This window comes from Methylophilus flavus (assembly GCF_042678905.1).
GTDB classification, from domain to species: domain Bacteria; phylum Pseudomonadota; class Gammaproteobacteria; order Burkholderiales; family Methylophilaceae; genus Methylophilus; species Methylophilus flavus.
The window spans coordinates 346,156-361,336 of sequence record NZ_JBHTLN010000001.1; the positions used below are offsets into that span (position 1 = coordinate 346,156).

Here is a 15,181-nt window from a genome sequence, read left to right on the forward strand (position 1 = left end):
TTTATTGGGCAAAGCCGTGTAAGTCCGCGGCCATGATTTTTTTCTGGTGTAGTGCGCTGGCAATCAGCACGCCTTCAGCTCCCGCGCTGGAAAGTTCCTGAATATCGGCTATATCCCTGACACCGCCCGCAGCATATAAGGGTGTTTGTGTGTGTTGTTTAATCGCAAGCAGTTTTTTTATATCGGGGCCTTGATTGGCACCTACTTTGGGCAGGCTCATCACGATGGTTGGCTGCGACCAGTACATGGGATCAGTTTGCAGGCTTTCAGGGCCATGAAAGCCATCCTGGAAGTAATCCAGTGATAGTACGCTGTCGGTAGCCATATGACGCAGCTCTAGGTAGGTTTGCAGGTCTGGCAGTGATTCACTGGCGATGATGGGCCTGATTGCAGAGTCCAGCCATGGCTTAAGCGCTTCCACACTCTTTAGCCCGGCATCGACCCACCACTCAATGTGTGGAAACGCCTGGATCGCCTCGGCAATGTGGGTGCGGTGGTTGCTTAAAGTGGTATCGCCGGTAATGGCATTTAAATCGGCAATATACACACAGTTAAATGGATAAACTTGTAAAATAGCACCCACCACATCGAGCAGGGCGTGGCTTGCCGTTAATTGCGATTGTATCGCACGGTAAGACTGGCGTTGCCCTTGTATGGCCTGCACTACCTGGCCATGCATCAAATCGATGACGGGAATAATATGCAAAATAAATCTCGTTTGAAAATCTGGGTTTGTGAATATGTCAGTGCCGGTGGCCTGGCGTCTGCTGACTTGCCTGCCAGCCTGCTGCAGGAAGGCCTGCTGATGCGCGATGCCTTGCTGCATGACTTGTCTCAACTGGCTGTGGATTGTATCACCAGCCATGATGCGCGGGTGATGGCGCCGGAAAGTGCAGTCAGTACAAAGATAGAGCCGCACGAAGATGTATTTGCCGTTTGGCGTAAACAATTGGCCTCTGAAGATATTGATGCCTGCTGGGTGATTGCGCCGGAAACTGACGGCATACTTGAGCGTATGTGCCAGATGGTTAGAGAAACTGGCAAACGCTGGATAGGCTGCAGTGAAGAAGCCATCCGGCAAACTAGCTCTAAATCACTAATGGCCGATATTTGCTTTCAGGCAGGCATCGCTACGATTGCCTATCGTTATCTGCATGCAGCCATGTCATTGCCATCTCAGCTGAAAGAACTTTCACTGGCAGGTTGGGTAGTAAAACCTGATGATGGGGCAGGGTGTGAATTTACCTATCACTTTAAAAGTGATATTGAACTGATTGAATTTAATCATAAAATTAAAATAAACCCTGTTGTACCTTATACGAAATTATTATTGCAGCCTTATCTGCCTGGCCTCCCATTAAGTATGTCCGTGATTGCAACCAATCAGCAGGTAAAAGTCATTGCCGGGCATGAACAATGGGTAAAAGTGGCAGATGGCCAGTTTCATTTTCGAGGCGCAGGGGTGAATCAGGCGGCCCAGTATTTACCGCTGATGCAGGCCATGGCGGAAAAGATTCAGCATGCGATTCCCGGACTGACCGGTTATTGGGGTGCCGACTTGATACTCACCGAAGATAATATTCTTACCCTGGTTGAAATTAATCCCCGACTGACCACCTCATATACAGGATTATCCAAAGTGTTATCAGAGAATCCAGCCAGGCTGGTTTTGGATGCGGTATTAAATAACCGCTTAACTTTGCTGGAGGCTGCTTCATCAGTATCTTTAGCCTTACCATCGGCGGGATCCGCGGTTACTGAAAGTCTTAGTTTATGAGCAAGTCTGTCATTGGCTGGGATATCGGCGGGGCGCATGTGAAAGCGATCAGGTTGAATGCTGAAGGGCGCATTGTGCAAGTATCGCAACAGGCATGTGCTTTATGGAAGGGACTGGATCTGCTCGAGGTAAGTGTGCAAACGATACTGCAATCATGGTTATTAACACCTGATGCATGCTCGCACGCTGTCACCATGACCGGTGAATTGGTCGATTTATTTGAAAATCGGGCGCAGGGCGTGCGCGAAATCGCAGAGATGGTAAAAAAACTATTGCCGGATGCCATGTTTTACATGGCAGGTGTTAACCAGCCTGCCTCGTTCACACAACACGTTTATGGTATAGAGTCATCTGTTGCTTCCATGAACTGGCATGCCTCAGCACAATGTCTGGCCGAAACCAGTGATTTTTCAACCATGCTTATCGTCGATATTGGCAGCACGACCAGCGATATCACCGTCTGTCATGCGAAACAGGTCATTCCTAATGGCTGGACCGATGCTGAGCGCATGGCCAGTCATGGCCTGTTTTATGCTGGGGTGGTACGCACCCCTTTGATGGCATTTGGTCCCTATATTGAGTGGCACCAGCAAGCTCGTCACATCGCCGCAGAATACTTTGCGACGACTGCCGATGTCTACCGGGTGCTGGCCGAATTGCACCCTGATTATGATTTGGCCGATACCGCCGATGGCAATGACCGTTCTGCGACTGCGAGTATGCGCCGTTTGGCGCGCATGGTGGGCCATGATCTGGAAGATGCTGAAACCGGCGATTGGCATTCCTTAGCGCAGGCGTTTAAACAACAGCAAATCTCCCGGCTGTTGCATGCCATTCAATCCTGCATTCAAGTGACCGATCTGCAACCACAAGGGTTAACAGGGTTGGGCGCGGGCAGTTTTTTGCTGCCAGACATTGCGCGACGCCTGAACCTGACTTACACACCGGCTACGACATGGATGCCGGCTGACAATTCCACATTAAAAGACCACGCACAAGTATGTTTTCCTGCCTATGCCGTGGCGAGGTTATGGCAAGCATGGCATTGATACAACTGGATCTACCTTATGCGGATGGTGCCTATTGGCTGACACAGGTCAGGCACTTGCCATGGCCTATGCTACTAGAGAGCGGCCGTGTGGATACTGTGGAAAAGCAATCTTCAGTTGATGAAGAGGTGGGCCTGGGGGCCAGGTTTGATATCGTGGTTGCTGATCCGGTCGCCAGAATTATTCATCGCCGGCCCTATACTGAAGTACATGCCCATACTGTTGAGCGGGATGAAGAAGATCCTTTTGCTGTCATCAAACGCTGGTTACAGCCGCATAAGGTAGCGCGTGAAACCGACGTGCCTTTTGCCGGTGGTGCGTTGGGCTATTTTTCCTATGATTTGGGGCGCAGTATTGAACCCATGCCAGAACTGGCCGCGCAGGATATGCCTCTGCCGGAGTTACTGGTGGGAATTTATGATTGGGCCATTGTCGCCGACCATCATTTGCGGCGCTGTCAACTGGTATCACACACACGTTTTATCGAACCGGCAGCCTTGCAAGGGTTGCATCAACAGTTGATGGAAAAACGAGACAATCCGGATGTGCAGCCATTCACCGTATATGGTGATATTGCTCATAATATGGATAAATCCTGTTACGCGCAGGCATTCCTGAAAGTAAAAAACTACATTCGTGCTGGGGATTGTTACCAGATCAACCTGGCCCAGCGACTGGCGGTGAAGGTGAGTGGCGATGCCTGGCAAGCCTATGACAGGTTCAGGCAGCTGAGCAAAGCTCCATTTATGGCTTATTTACAGGTGGATGATGGTCAGGGTTTGCCTTTTGAAGTACTTTCAATGTCACCGGAACGGTTTCTGCAAGTGACTGAAAATAAAGTAGAAACGCGCCCGATTAAAGGTACGCGCCCCAGGCATTCTGATGCAGAACTGGATAGGCAAGAGGCCGAGGCACTGGCAAGCAGCATCAAGGACAGGGCCGAGAACCTGATGATTGTTGATCTGTTACGCAATGATATTGGTAAGGTCTGTGAAATCGGCTCCGTCAAGGTCGATGCTTTGTTCCGCTTGCAACGGTTCACAAATGTGCATCACCTGGTGAGTATCGTGCGCGGCGTGCTGGCAAACGGCTATCATGCCCTGGATTTGTTACGCGGCTGTTTCCCTGGTGGTTCCATCACAGGTGCACCCAAACTGCGTGCGATGGAGATTATTGAAGAACTGGAACCGCATCGGCGCGGCATATATTGTGGCAGCATAGGATACATTGGCTTTGATGGCAGTATGGATACCAATATCGCTATCCGCACTGCAGTCATTTGCAACCAGACCATGACTTTTTATGCCGGTGGCGGGGTGGTCGCCGATTCAGATTGTGACAGGGAATATCAGGAAACCCTAGATAAAGCTTCCCAGTTTTTAAAACTGGTTGCACAATTCAAAGCACCATCTTAATGTCCGGGGAAAATACCATGTGGGTGATCAAGCTGGGAGGTAGCGTGACGCACCATGGCAGCCTGCTCAAATGGCTGCAACTGGTTGTCCGCTGGGGTGATGGCAAAGTGATTATCGTGCCCGGAGGCGGAGTGTATGCCGATGCCGTGCGTGAGTTCCAGCAGCTACGCGGACGTTTACCGGATGGGCATATCACGGATGGGCACGCACATGCACTCGCCATTTATGCCATGGACCAAATGGCGCGCAGCCTGGTCGCCATGGTGCCTGAACTTACCCTGGTACGTAATCCACTGGAAATAGCCGAGCGCGGCTGGCAGCACCGCGGACTGGTCTGGTTACCCAGTGAAATGGCGTTGAACCCTGAGTTATGGGCGGATACGGCGCTGGAGGAAAACTGGGAAACCACTTCTGACAGCCTGGCCGCCTGGCTGGCCTGTCAGCTCGAAGCCAGCCATTTGTTACTGATTAAATCGGATGACATGTTGCTAGAATTAACCCCCAGCCTGGGGTTGGCAGATTTACAGGCTAAAGGCATCGTAGATGCAGGATTATCGAATATTCTGCCGCAGGCGACATTTCAAACCTGGGTGATGCATCAAAGCCATGTGGATTTATTTGAACAAGGCCTCAATTTGCAAACACTTAGCGGGCGCCTGATTCACCCAGCTCAAACGTAGCACTTTTTTCAAACCGGCCAAAATGCAGCATGATGGTCGGCAAGATCAATAAGTTGAGAATGGTGGAGGAAATCAATCCGCCGACGATAATGGTCGCCATGGGGCCTTCAATTTCGCGGCCGGGCTCGCCACTGCCTATGGCTAGTGGTAGCAAGCCAAGCGCGGTGACCAGCGCAGTCATCAGCACAGATGGCAGGCGTTCAGAAGCGCCGCGTATGCAAGTCTCCAGGTTCCATTCGCAACCTTCCTTATCCACCAGATGCTGGAAATGCGACACCATCATGATGGAGTTACGCAAAGTAATGCCAAACAGCGTCACAAAGCCTACCAGCGTGCCTACCGATATCCATCCGCCAGCAAAGAAGGTAGCGACCACGCCACCTATCAGCGCAAAGGGCAGGTTGGCAAAGGTCAATAACAGGTTACGCAAGCTGCCAAAAGCGATATATAGCATGAGGAAAATCGCCGCGATGGCCACCAGTGAGTGGATGATCAAATCGCGTCGGGATTCAGCATTGGCCTCGGCTTCACCGGAAAATTCCATGTAGTTTCCGCTATGTAATGTGAGTTTCTGCCGTAGTGCTTTCTGGATGTCACTCATGACCAGTGTCTGATCCCGGCCGCCTATATTCGCGGTAATGGTCTGAATGCGTTTTGCCCCAGAGTGCAATATCTTGGAACGGCCACCCTCCTGCGCGATGTAGGCCACATCAGACAGTTTCAGCATCTGGCCTTCCGGGTTGAAAATAGGGATATTGCGCATATCTGCAATATCGTCGCGGTTGCCATCGTTGAGCAATACGCTGACGCCTATGGAACGATTGCCCATAAACACATGGTTGACAGGCACACCTTCATAGCTGGCTTTGATAGTATCCAGCACATCCACAGGCTGTAGCCCCCACAACGAAAGTTTTTCCTGCTTGAGCCGGATGGCGATTTCCGGCGTTTCCGGCGGGGATTGCACCATGACATCCCTGACGCCGCGGATGTTTCCGAGAATGTTAGCGACTTTTTGTGCATCCCTATCCAGCGCGTCCAGGTCATGGCCAAAAATATTGACCACCAGGCCAGCGGCATAGCCGGAAATAGTTTCTTCTATACGTTCGCTCAAAAAGGTGTTGATGGCAAAGTTTGCCCCGATAAACCCTAACTCCACTTTGCCATCGTGATCATCATCTTCAGATTCACCGGCCAGCTCTTCGCGTATGCTGCGATAAATGCGTTCCTGTTCGGCCCCGGACACCGTGCCGGTTTCTACTTCAAACTCGCTGTAGTGGGTGCCAAACGTATCTGCAGCATTGGGCGCGCGGCCTACCCATTGCGCCACGCTTTTTACGCCAGGAATCTCCAGCAGCACTTTGGTTACCTGGTTGCCCAGTTTTAAAGACTGCACTTCAGAAGTGCCCGGCACAGTCGTCATATGCAGTATGTAATGGCCCTCGTGCAGCACCGGAATAAACTGGCTCCTGAATAACGGCAACAGTACGAGGCCAAGCGCAATACAGACAAAGCTGGTGACCAGGATCAGTTGATAACGATGTTCAATATGGTGCAGCACCTTCACATATCTCTGTTTCAGCCAGCGTAGTAAAGGGGATTCCTCGTTATCCAGGCGCGCTTTGCCAAGCAGGGCGTAGCAGAGCGCTGGTGTCAGTGTCAGCGCGACTACCAAGGACGCCAGAATGGCTGAAATATATGCGTAGGCGAGCGGCGCAAATAGTTTACCGGCAACACCTGACAGAGTGATCAAGGGTAAAAATACCAGGGCGACAATGATGGTGGCGTAAAAAACAGAACCGCGTACTTCCATAGACGCGTGGAACACTACTTGCGGGACAGGCAGCGGCTGCGCCAGCTGCCGGTTTTCACGCAAGCGCCGGAAAATATTCTCGGTATCGATAATGGCATCATCCACCACCTCGCCTAATGCGATGGCGAGTCCGCCCAGCACCATGATATTGAGCCCCACGCCATACTGGTGCAATACCACAATGGCCGATAAGAGCGACAGTGGGATGGCCGTCGCTGAAATCACGGCCGTGCGCACATTAAACAAAAACACAAACAATACGGCGATGACCAGTATCGAGCCAATCAGGATGTCGGAACGCAGGCTGCTAATCGCAGTTTCAATAAAGTTGGCAGGGCGGAACAGCCCTTCATGTAAAGTGACTTTTTGGCTGGTCAGGCTGGGTTTAATATCGGCCAGTTTCTTTTCCAGCAGTTTGGTCAGGGCATAGGTGTTAGCGCCCAGTTGACCTTGCACGGAAAGGTAAACTGCGGGCTTGCCATTGATTGCAGCCGCACTGATAGAGGGCGCCGCACCTTCCGCTACTTCAGCCACATCGCGTATGCGTATGGTTCGACCCAGCTTGCGGATCAGCGTGATACTGCCTAATTGCTGCGGCGTGGTGGTCTGGCCCTGGCTATTCAGGATGATGCGCTGGTTATCATTCTGAATATAACCGGCGCCGCGTACGCCAGTGCCGCGGCTGGCGGCAGCCACTACATCCTGAATATTCAATTGATACAGCATCAATTTGCGCGGATCAATTTTTATCTGGAACTGGCGGACTTCTCCGCCGAAAACGTTGATATCCGCCACACCAGGAATCGCCATTAAATGCGGCGTCAGATGCCAGTCAACCAGGGTACGCAGTTGCATCAATGTCAGTTTGTCTGAGGTGACACCCAAGCCCAGCACTGTGCTGGCAGAGGAGGTGAGTGGCGTAATGTTCGGGATAATGCCAGGTGGTAACTGGTTGCCCAGCATATTCAGGTGCTCGGCAACAATTTGCCGGTTGCGGTAAATATCAGATTTATCCTGGAAAATAACCGTGATGACAGACAGACCGGGAATGGATTGAGAACGCAGGCTTTTAATACCGATGGCACCAGCGATAATGTTTTCAATTGGCTGGGTGACCAGTTTCTCCACCAGGCTGGCTGATAGCCCGGGGGACTCCGTCTGAATGACGATCTGGGTCGGCGCGAACTCGGGGAAGACGTTCAAGTCGCTTTGTGTCAGGCTGTAGCTGCCATAGACCAGTACAAGTAGTGCCAGCCCGATAATGACACCGTAAAAACGAATCGCGAATCTGACCAGTGCCGACATCATGGCCGGGGCGCTTTCTGAACGCTTGGCAAGCGCGGCTTAGTCGTCATTCTCATTTTTAATCTGGAATTTAAACTCTTCCGAGAGTAACAGTTGCGCACCATGGATGACGACTTCAGTACCTGCGCGCAGGTTGCTATCAAACCAGCCATTATCCAGCTCGACATCAGAAGCTACCGGTTTACGCAGAAAAGTATCCTGTTTTGTTTTGACATAAATCCAGGCCATGCCGCCATGCCAGACAATCGCCTGGTTCGGCACAATCACGCCTTTGAGCATGGCGGATGAGGATTGCGCAGGCACCACATTGACACGCATGCCTACACGCAGGAAATCAGCGGGCGCGCTATAGAAATAGGTTTTACCGATATTGCTGATATCAGTCTGTATGGATTGAGACACATAGTCGGCGCGAATCGGTTTCACTTCATCCTGGATCGGGGAAATAAAAATAGTGGAGTTTACTTCCGGCTCTTTAAAATTCAGCGGAAAGCTTGCCTGAACCAGTACTTTCTTCTGCGTAATTAAATCATGCAGGGGGCCTGATGAGGGGTTTTGTGTGATCAAGGCGGCCAATGGCTTACCCCATTGCGCAACGATAGTATCTGACAATGCTTTTAGTTGTGCCTGGGTGGATTTGATTTGTGTCTGGTCATTAATGACCAGTGTCTGGGCTTCCTGTACCGCTTTATCAGAAACGTTTTTGTCATCTTCATTCAACTGTTTGTAGCGTTGATACTGTAGCTGATGATTAGGCAGTATGCTCTCTGCGACTGCCAGCTGGGTTTTAAGCGCTTGATACTGGCTGTTGTAATCCACCAGTGTCTGGATAGACACCACAGAACCGAGTACCTTGATATTGCCATGGTAATCATAGGCTTGCAGAGCTTGCACGCTGATGCCGCTGTTCTGCTGGGTTGCCAGGTTCAGTTGCACTACTTGCAGGCCGTTTTGATCCACCACATGTACCGGCCCCTCGATTTCTTCCTCGTTATCATCCTGCATGGTTTCATATTCATCGCGGCCGACCAGCACCACGACCCAGACCAGGACAATGATTAATGAAATCTGAGCCCCGATAATCCAGAGTGCTTTTTTATTCATTTCACTGGCACCTCTTGTGGTTGAATGGCAAATGTTGCCGTTTGTTGTGACAGCAATAATGGTTTCTGCATCACGTTTTCTATTTCCTGTAATGCGCGCAAAACGTTTGCCTGCTGGATCACCAGGCGTTGTTGCGCTGCGTAAAACTGGATTTCTGCCTGCAAATATTCTGTTTTATCAATCAAACCCTGGTGCCATTGGCTTTCAAGCTGCTGCTTGCGCTGGGATTGCTGTGCATATTCTTGCGTCATGGTGATCAGCAGGTTGGCGGCATCGCGATATTTTAAATAGCTTTGCTCGGATAATTGAATAATATGATGCTGCAAGGCATAAAAGCGAGTTGCTTCATTTTGACGCACTTGCTCTGCATGTGCCCAAAGGTCTGATGATTTATTCAGCAGATTCAGCATGCCACCTATGCCCAGCGCCCATATCCTGTCACCGTATTCATACAAAATCCCCGGGCTTAGCGACAAATCAGGATAGCGTTTTGCCATCTCCAGCCTTAACTGCGACTCGGCCTTGGCATATTGCGCGAGGCCGCGCTGGATATCCATGCGGTTAGTCAGTGCATAATGCTGTATGGTCCTGGCATCATGGTAGGCTTGTGGCTGGTCGAACCTGGCTTTGAGTATCTGCGATATATTGACAGGCGCAATGTTCAGGGAGGCATTGTTCTGGTCAGTCAGCCCGGCATCGTGCATGATTTTTTGTTCTGTCTGCCTGATTTGCAGCGTTAATTGCTGTAACTGCCAGGCCGATTGATCATGCTGCAAACGTATCGGCAGCAAATCAGATTTGCCGGCGACACCGATATCCAGCCTTTTCTGGTAAGCACTGAGCAGGCTGGCTTGGGATTTCTGCAGTTTTGACAGGCTGCCATGCAGTGCCTGCTGTTCCGCCAGGAGGATAAGGTCCAGGCTCAGTTGCTGCCTGAGCATCCAGGCGGTTTCCGAAACGAGTATTTTGGCAATATCTGCCTGGTATTGGGCAATATCGATATTGATCTGGCGCTTGTTGGCAGTGATGATCGGAATATCCACCTGCAAGCCATAAGCCCATGGACTGATATCGCCATTTGCCTGGTTGCTGTGAGAAAGTTGGCCGTTGAGGCCTACCAGCGGGCGCAGGCCTGCACTGGTTATGCCTGCCAGGGCGACCGCGTAATCTGACTTGGCGACTGTGAGGGTAGGGTGAAAGTACAGGGCGGAGAGCGTCAGCCTATCGATATCCCAGGCTGTAATGGGCCAGGAAGTTTGAGGATATTGATTGTTTACAAACTGCCTGAAGCCTTCTTGCGTTGGCGTCGCCTGTTGTATGCTCTCGATATTTTGCTGCTGCTGAATTGGTTTTGCCTGGTAGGCAATGCCACAGGCAGCAAGTACTAGCGGGCAAATGCAGGCAAGGTAGCGCATAGGGTCAACAGTACTGAAGGGCGATGCGCTGAACTTTGATAAGTTGAATCAACGCCAGGTGTTATTCAACAATAGTCGCGTTGACTGCATCCAACGCATCTTGCAACAGGTCTTCTGGTAACTGGTTAATGCTGGTCGCCAGTAAATCGGCAGCTTCAACGGTTCGAATCGGGAGGTCGGCGGAATTCAGCTCCGCGATAAGTCCTGCCGCAACACCCGCAATTTTAAGCAATACTTCGCGTTCTCTCATTAAAAGCTCAAGTTCTGCTCTGAGCATGTTTTCTTCGGCTGAATGCATATCTGTCCTGACACTAACTATTTACGTTAATCAATTGCGCATCTTGCAGTTGAATGCCCGGCTTGTCAATGTGATGTCAGGCAGATTGTGAGCGCAGCCTGATTACGCTATAATGGCGGAGTTGGTGATGCGGAAACAATGTTTCACTGAAAATGCGAAAGTGGCGGAATTGGTAGACGCACTGGATTTAGGTTCCAGCGCCGCGAGGCGTGAGAGTTCGAGTCTCTCCTTTCGCACCATACATTTAAAGCCATACAAAAATGTATGGTGCGAATTTTAAAATTCAAAATTTAAACTGTATTTACGATCAATGAGGCTTCCTTCAAGGAGGCCTTTATTGTTTGGGCAAGCCCTTATTAAGGTGAATTGACTTAACACGATGGAATCAATCATGAAAATAGTACAAACCCCAAATGCACCCGCAGCAATCGGCCCTTATGCGCAAGGCGTGATTGTCGGTAACATGCTGTATACCTCTGGACAAATCGCTTTGCGGCCTGATGGCAGTCTGAATGACGGTGATGTGGTTGTGCAAACCCAGCAGGTGCTGGCCAATCTGCAAGCCATCATTGAAGCGGCTGGCGGCAATCTATTTCAAGTGGTTAAAACCACTGTGTTTTTGAAGAACCTGGATGACTTTGTGGCAATGAACCAGGTGTATGGGGAGGCTTTCGGCACTCACACACCGGCGCGTTCCACCGTGCAAGTGGCTAAATTGCCGCGTGATGTACTGGTTGAAATTGAAGCCATTGTCGCACTGGGCGAACTTTAAGGCTCAAAACCTTGGTTAGCCCGAGCAAATAAATTGTTTTATTCATTCTAAACAGGCAATATCCAGTTTGCACCGCACTTGCGGGTCGAGTGCTGTTTTGAAGTTTATTTCAATTGCGACTTGTGTTATATTTTTATGCTCTTTTTTCATGATTTGATCACTTTGTAAAGCTTATAAAGTATGGTCAGGTTATGCTAAACATTCATTGAGGCGTGCAATGGCGCGCCCATTCACATAACCCATCGTTATCAAACGATTTTTACAGGAAGTGCAGCATGGCAGCAGTATCTGTTGAAACAGTCAGCAACTTGGAACGTCGCATGACAATTAAAGTCCCTTTAGCTCCGCTGGAAGGGCAAATCAGACAACGTTTGCAACAAATTTCGCGCACCGCCAAATTTTCAGGTTTCCGTCCAGGCAAAGCGCCCGTTGGACTGGTAAACCAGCACTATGGTAATCAGGTTCGTGACGAAATTTATTCCAAAGCGGTGGAAACCAGCTTTGGTGACGCTGTTGAGCAAAACAAGCTGCGTGTTGCAGGTTTTCCTAATATTGAGCATCTTCCATTCAAGGAAGCCGCTGAAGAACTGGAGTATGTCGCTACTTTCGAGATTTTCCCTGAAGTCGCTATTGGCGATTTGAGCAAAGTGAAAATCGAACGCCCTGCACTGGAAGTGACTGATGCCGATGTTGAAAAAACATTGGACGTACTGGTGAAACAACGCGTGAGCTACGAGCCTGTCAAGCGTGCATCAAAAAAAGCGGACCGTATTAATATCACACTGACTGCTTCTATCGATGGTCAGCAGGTTGAAAGCACTGGCGACCGTGGTATTGACCTGGTGATCGGAGAGCCAGGCCGTGTGGCTGAATTTGATGATGCATTGATCGGTGGTAAAACCGGATCTGAAAAGTCCTTTGATATCACCTATCCTGCAGATCACAACCCTGCGCAATTGGCAGGTAAAACCGTGACTTATGCCGTGAAATTCATCTCTGTTTCACAACCAGTATATCCGGCTGTAGATGCAGAATTCGCCAAGAACCTGGGTGTTGAAGATGGCAACCTGGACACGATGAAGTCTGAAATCAAGCAAAGTCTGGAGCAGGAAGTAGCCAAACGTATTACGGCACGCCTGAAAGAGAGCGTGTTTGAAGCACTGGTGAACGAAAGCACCTTTGAACTGCCCAAAGCGATAGTATCGGCTGAAACCAACCGCCTGATGCAAGTGGCAGCGCAAAATCTGCGTGAGCGCGGTGTAGATCCGCAAACTGTGCCTATGGATCCTTCAGTGTTTGAAGCGCAGGCACAACGTAACGCCAAATTACGCCTGATCCTGACTGAAGTTGTCAACAGCAATGATTTGCAGGCGAATGCAGACCAGGTACGTGCCATGGTAGATACCTTTGCACTGAGTTTTGAGAAACCGGCAGAGCTGGTCAGTTGGTACTATGCCGATGTGAAACGCCTGGATGAACCGGCCGCATTGGCAACGGAAGAAAATGTAGTGGCCTGGGTACTTGAAAAAGCCAAAGTCACTAACAAGAAAATTAAATTTGATGAATTGATGATGGGTGCTTAAACCATGAATTATATGAACGCGAGCGAAGGCATGATGCAAGAAAGAATGGAGCCGCAAGGCCTTGGGTATATCCCAATGGTCATTGAGCAAAGTGGTAGAGGTGAGCGTTCATATGACATCTACTCACGCCTGCTTAAAGAGCGAGTGATTTTCCTGATCGGCCCGGTCAATGATATGACAGCCAACCTGGTTGTCGCACAGTTGCTATTTCTGGAAGCTGAAAATCCGGACAAGGATATTTCTTTGTATATCAACTCACCTGGTGGCTCGGTGACAGCAGGGATGTCGATTTATGACACCATGCAGTTTATCAAGCCGGATGTGAGCACATTGTGTATCGGACAGGCCGCGAGTATGGGCGCATTCCTGCTCACGGCAGGTGCGAAAGGCAAACGTTTCTGCCTGCCTAACTCACGTGTGATGATTCACCAGCCATTGGGTGGTTTCCAGGGCCAGGCGTCTGATATCGCGATTCATGCCAAAGAGATTCTGTATTTGAAAGACAAGTTGAACGGCATCATGTCGCACCACACCGGTCAACCGATAGACAAGATTGCTAACGATACAGACCGTGATAACTTTATGAGTGCTGATGCCGCCAAGGAATATGGTTTGGTTGATCAGGTAATTGCCGCACGCGCTGTTTAACTCAGCGAAAAGCGACTAGCAAGGGAATAAATATGGCCAATAAGTCAGATAGCGAAAAGCTTTTGTATTGCTCGTTTTGTGGCAAGAGTCAGCATGAAGTCAAAAAGCTGATTGCAGGCCCGTCCGTATTTATTTGCGATGAATGCGTTGATTTATGTAATGACATCATTCGTGAAGAAATCCAGAGCCTGAACGAGATCAAGTCGGCAGATAAAAAACTGCCTACGCCGCAGGAAATTTGTTCCATTCTTGATCAGTACGTCATTGGTCAGGTGCGGGCGAAAAAGAACCTGGCGGTAGCGGTGTACAACCACTACAAGCGTTTGGGTTACAACCCGCTTTCTGAAGGTAGCCAAGCACCTAAAGACGATGTTGAAGTACAAAAAAGTAATATTTTACTGATAGGTCCAACGGGTTCAGGTAAAACGTTGCTGGCACAAACACTGGCTCGTTTGCTGGATGTACCGTTTGTGATGGCCGATGCGACCACACTGACCGAAGCTGGTTATGTGGGTGAAGACGTGGAAAACATCATGCAGAAATTGCTGCAAAAGTGTGATTATGACGTTGAAAAAGCACAGCGCGGCATCGTTTATATCGATGAAGTTGACAAGATTTCACGTAAATCAGACAACCCATCCATTACACGTGACGTATCGGGTGAGGGCGTACAGCAAGCCTTGCTGAAACTGATTGAAGGCACGATTGCTTCAGTGCCTCCGCAAGGCGGCCGCAAACATCCTAATCAGGAGTTTGTACAGCTGGATACCACTAACATTCTGTTTATTTGCGGTGGTGCGTTTGATGGTTTGGAAAAAGTCATTCGCCATCGCTCAGAAAAAGGCGGTATCGGTTTCGGTGCAGAGGTGAAAAGCAAGGAAGATATCCGCGCTGTAGGTGAAGTTTTGCGTGATGTTGAGCCTGAAGATCTGATTAAATTTGGCCTGATTCCGGAATTTATCGGTCGCTTGCCAGTGGTGGCGACGCTCGAATCGCTGGATGAAGCGGCTTTGATGACGATTCTGGTCGAACCAAGAAATGCGCTGACCAAGCAATATATGAAATTGTTCAAGATGGAAGGCGTCGAGTTGGAGTTCGAAGATTCAGCCTTGCTTTTGATCGCCAAGAAAGCCCTGGAAAGAAAAACCGGTGCCCGTGGCCTGCGTTCTATCCTGGAGCATTCATTGCTTGATTTGATGTATGAGCTGCCATCTATGAAAGATTTGTCCAAAGTCATTGTGGATGCTGGTGCGATTGAACATATCTCTGAACCTATCCTGATTTACCAGGATGCTCAAAAACGCGTTGAAAACGCGAGTTAA

13 protein-coding genes and 1 tRNA gene are annotated in these 15,181 nt (G+C 49.8%); 9 read left to right on the plus strand and 5 right to left on the minus strand.

Annotated elements, in window-relative coordinates; translation table 11 throughout:
* Position 1: 1 nt before the first annotated feature.
* Positions 2–706: a HisA/HisF-related TIM barrel protein gene (locus ACFQ2T_RS01630; RefSeq protein ID WP_379029591.1), complete on the minus strand. Its 705-nt coding sequence runs from the start codon at positions 704–706 to the stop codon at positions 2–4.
* Between ACFQ2T_RS01630 and ACFQ2T_RS01635 the strand changes: the two genes are divergently transcribed.
* The 4 genes from ACFQ2T_RS01635 to ACFQ2T_RS01650 are packed head-to-tail and all read left to right on the plus strand — an operon-like array spanning position 701 to position 4,921.
* Positions 701–1,777 (plus strand): ATP-grasp domain-containing protein, encoded by a 1,077-nt coding sequence (locus ACFQ2T_RS01635; RefSeq protein ID WP_379029594.1) that lies wholly within the window; start codon positions 701–703, stop codon positions 1,775–1,777. The genes ACFQ2T_RS01630 and ACFQ2T_RS01635 overlap by 6 nt on opposite strands.
* Positions 1,774–2,826 (plus strand): hydantoinase/oxoprolinase family protein, encoded by a 1,053-nt coding sequence (locus tag ACFQ2T_RS01640; protein ID WP_379029597.1) that lies wholly within the window; start codon positions 1,774–1,776, stop codon positions 2,824–2,826. The genes ACFQ2T_RS01635 and ACFQ2T_RS01640 overlap by 4 nt, the downstream gene beginning before the upstream one ends.
* The gene (pabB, locus tag ACFQ2T_RS01645) at positions 2,817–4,241 is read left to right on the plus strand and encodes an aminodeoxychorismate synthase component I (RefSeq protein ID WP_379029599.1); all 1,425 of its coding nucleotides are present in this window, start codon (positions 2,817–2,819) and stop codon (positions 4,239–4,241) included. Before ACFQ2T_RS01640 ends, pabB begins: the two co-directional genes overlap by 10 nt.
* The gene (locus ACFQ2T_RS01650) at positions 4,241–4,921 is read left to right on the plus strand and encodes an amino acid kinase family protein (RefSeq protein ID WP_379029601.1); all 681 of its coding nucleotides are present in this window, start codon (positions 4,241–4,243) and stop codon (positions 4,919–4,921) included. Before pabB ends, ACFQ2T_RS01650 begins: the two co-directional genes overlap by 1 nt.
* Here the strand turns inward: ACFQ2T_RS01650 and ACFQ2T_RS01655 are convergent.
* The 4 genes from ACFQ2T_RS01655 to ACFQ2T_RS01670 form a co-directional block, all read right to left on the minus strand.
* Complete coding sequence (locus ACFQ2T_RS01655) at positions 4,887–8,042, minus strand: efflux RND transporter permease subunit (protein WP_379029604.1); 3,156 nt, start codon at positions 8,040–8,042, stop codon at positions 4,887–4,889. The two genes, ACFQ2T_RS01650 and ACFQ2T_RS01655, sit on opposite strands and share 35 nt — an antisense overlap.
* Positions 8,043–8,078: 36 nt before the next feature.
* A complete protein-coding gene (locus tag ACFQ2T_RS01660; protein WP_379029607.1) occupies positions 8,079–9,143 on the minus strand; it encodes a hypothetical protein in 1,065 nt (354 codons plus the stop codon).
* The gene (locus tag ACFQ2T_RS01665) at positions 9,140–10,558 is read right to left on the minus strand and encodes a TolC family protein (protein WP_379029610.1); all 1,419 of its coding nucleotides are present in this window, start codon (positions 10,556–10,558) and stop codon (positions 9,140–9,142) included. Before ACFQ2T_RS01665 ends, ACFQ2T_RS01660 begins: the two co-directional genes overlap by 4 nt.
* Positions 10,559–10,619: 61 nt before the next feature.
* On the minus strand, positions 10,620–10,856 hold the full coding sequence (locus tag ACFQ2T_RS01670) for a hypothetical protein (RefSeq protein ID WP_055825094.1): 237 nt from the start codon (positions 10,854–10,856) through the stop codon (positions 10,620–10,622).
* A 154-nt stretch (positions 10,857–11,010) separates the two neighbouring features.
* Between ACFQ2T_RS01670 and ACFQ2T_RS01675 the strand changes: the two genes are divergently transcribed.
* From ACFQ2T_RS01675 to clpX, 5 genes are all read left to right on the plus strand, one after another.
* Positions 11,011–11,095 (plus strand) — tRNA-Leu (locus ACFQ2T_RS01675).
* Between the two features lie 152 nt (positions 11,096–11,247).
* Positions 11,248–11,628: a RidA family protein gene (locus ACFQ2T_RS01680; RefSeq protein ID WP_379029613.1), complete on the plus strand. Its 381-nt coding sequence runs from the start codon at positions 11,248–11,250 to the stop codon at positions 11,626–11,628.
* 275 nt (positions 11,629–11,903) lie between these two features.
* Positions 11,904–13,211 carry a trigger factor gene (gene tig / locus ACFQ2T_RS01685; protein WP_379029616.1) on the plus strand — a complete coding sequence of 436 codons (1,308 nt, stop codon included), beginning with the start codon at positions 11,904–11,906 and terminating at the stop codon, positions 13,209–13,211.
* Positions 13,212–13,214: 3 nt separating this feature from the next.
* On the plus strand, positions 13,215–13,859 hold the full coding sequence (gene clpP / locus ACFQ2T_RS01690) for an ATP-dependent Clp endopeptidase proteolytic subunit ClpP (protein WP_379029619.1): 645 nt from the start codon (positions 13,215–13,217) through the stop codon (positions 13,857–13,859).
* Positions 13,860–13,891: 32 nt separating this feature from the next.
* On the plus strand, positions 13,892–15,181 hold the full coding sequence (gene clpX, locus ACFQ2T_RS01695) for an ATP-dependent Clp protease ATP-binding subunit ClpX (protein ID WP_379029622.1): 1,290 nt from the start codon (positions 13,892–13,894) through the stop codon (positions 15,179–15,181).

Excerpts from the sequence above, each read along its gene's own strand:
- ACFQ2T_RS01635 (WP_379029594.1), top strand. The coding sequence starts at position 701 with ATGCAAAATAAATCTCGTTTGAAAATCTGGGTTTGTGAATATGTCAGT.
- ACFQ2T_RS01640 (WP_379029597.1), top strand. The coding sequence starts at position 1,774 with ATGAGCAAGTCTGTCATTGGCTGGGATATCGGCGGGGCGCATGTGAAA.
- pabB (WP_379029599.1), top strand. The coding sequence starts at position 2,817 with ATGGCATTGATACAACTGGATCTACCTTATGCGGATGGTGCCTATTGG.
- ACFQ2T_RS01650 (WP_379029601.1), top strand. The coding sequence starts at position 4,241 with ATGTCCGGGGAAAATACCATGTGGGTGATCAAGCTGGGAGGTAGCGTG.
- ACFQ2T_RS01655 (WP_379029604.1), bottom strand. The coding sequence starts at position 8,042 with ATGATGTCGGCACTGGTCAGATTCGCGATTCGTTTTTACGGTGTCATT.
- ACFQ2T_RS01660 (WP_379029607.1), bottom strand. The coding sequence starts at position 9,143 with ATGAATAAAAAAGCACTCTGGATTATCGGGGCTCAGATTTCATTAATC.
- ACFQ2T_RS01665 (WP_379029610.1), bottom strand. The coding sequence starts at position 10,558 with ATGCGCTACCTTGCCTGCATTTGCCCGCTAGTACTTGCTGCCTGTGGC.
- ACFQ2T_RS01670 (WP_055825094.1), bottom strand. The coding sequence starts at position 10,856 with ATGCATTCAGCCGAAGAAAACATGCTCAGAGCAGAACTTGAGCTTTTA.
- ACFQ2T_RS01680 (WP_379029613.1), top strand. The coding sequence starts at position 11,248 with ATGAAAATAGTACAAACCCCAAATGCACCCGCAGCAATCGGCCCTTAT.
- tig (WP_379029616.1), top strand. The coding sequence starts at position 11,904 with ATGGCAGCAGTATCTGTTGAAACAGTCAGCAACTTGGAACGTCGCATG.
- clpP (WP_379029619.1), top strand. The coding sequence starts at position 13,215 with ATGAATTATATGAACGCGAGCGAAGGCATGATGCAAGAAAGAATGGAG.
- clpX (WP_379029622.1), top strand. The coding sequence starts at position 13,892 with ATGGCCAATAAGTCAGATAGCGAAAAGCTTTTGTATTGCTCGTTTTGT.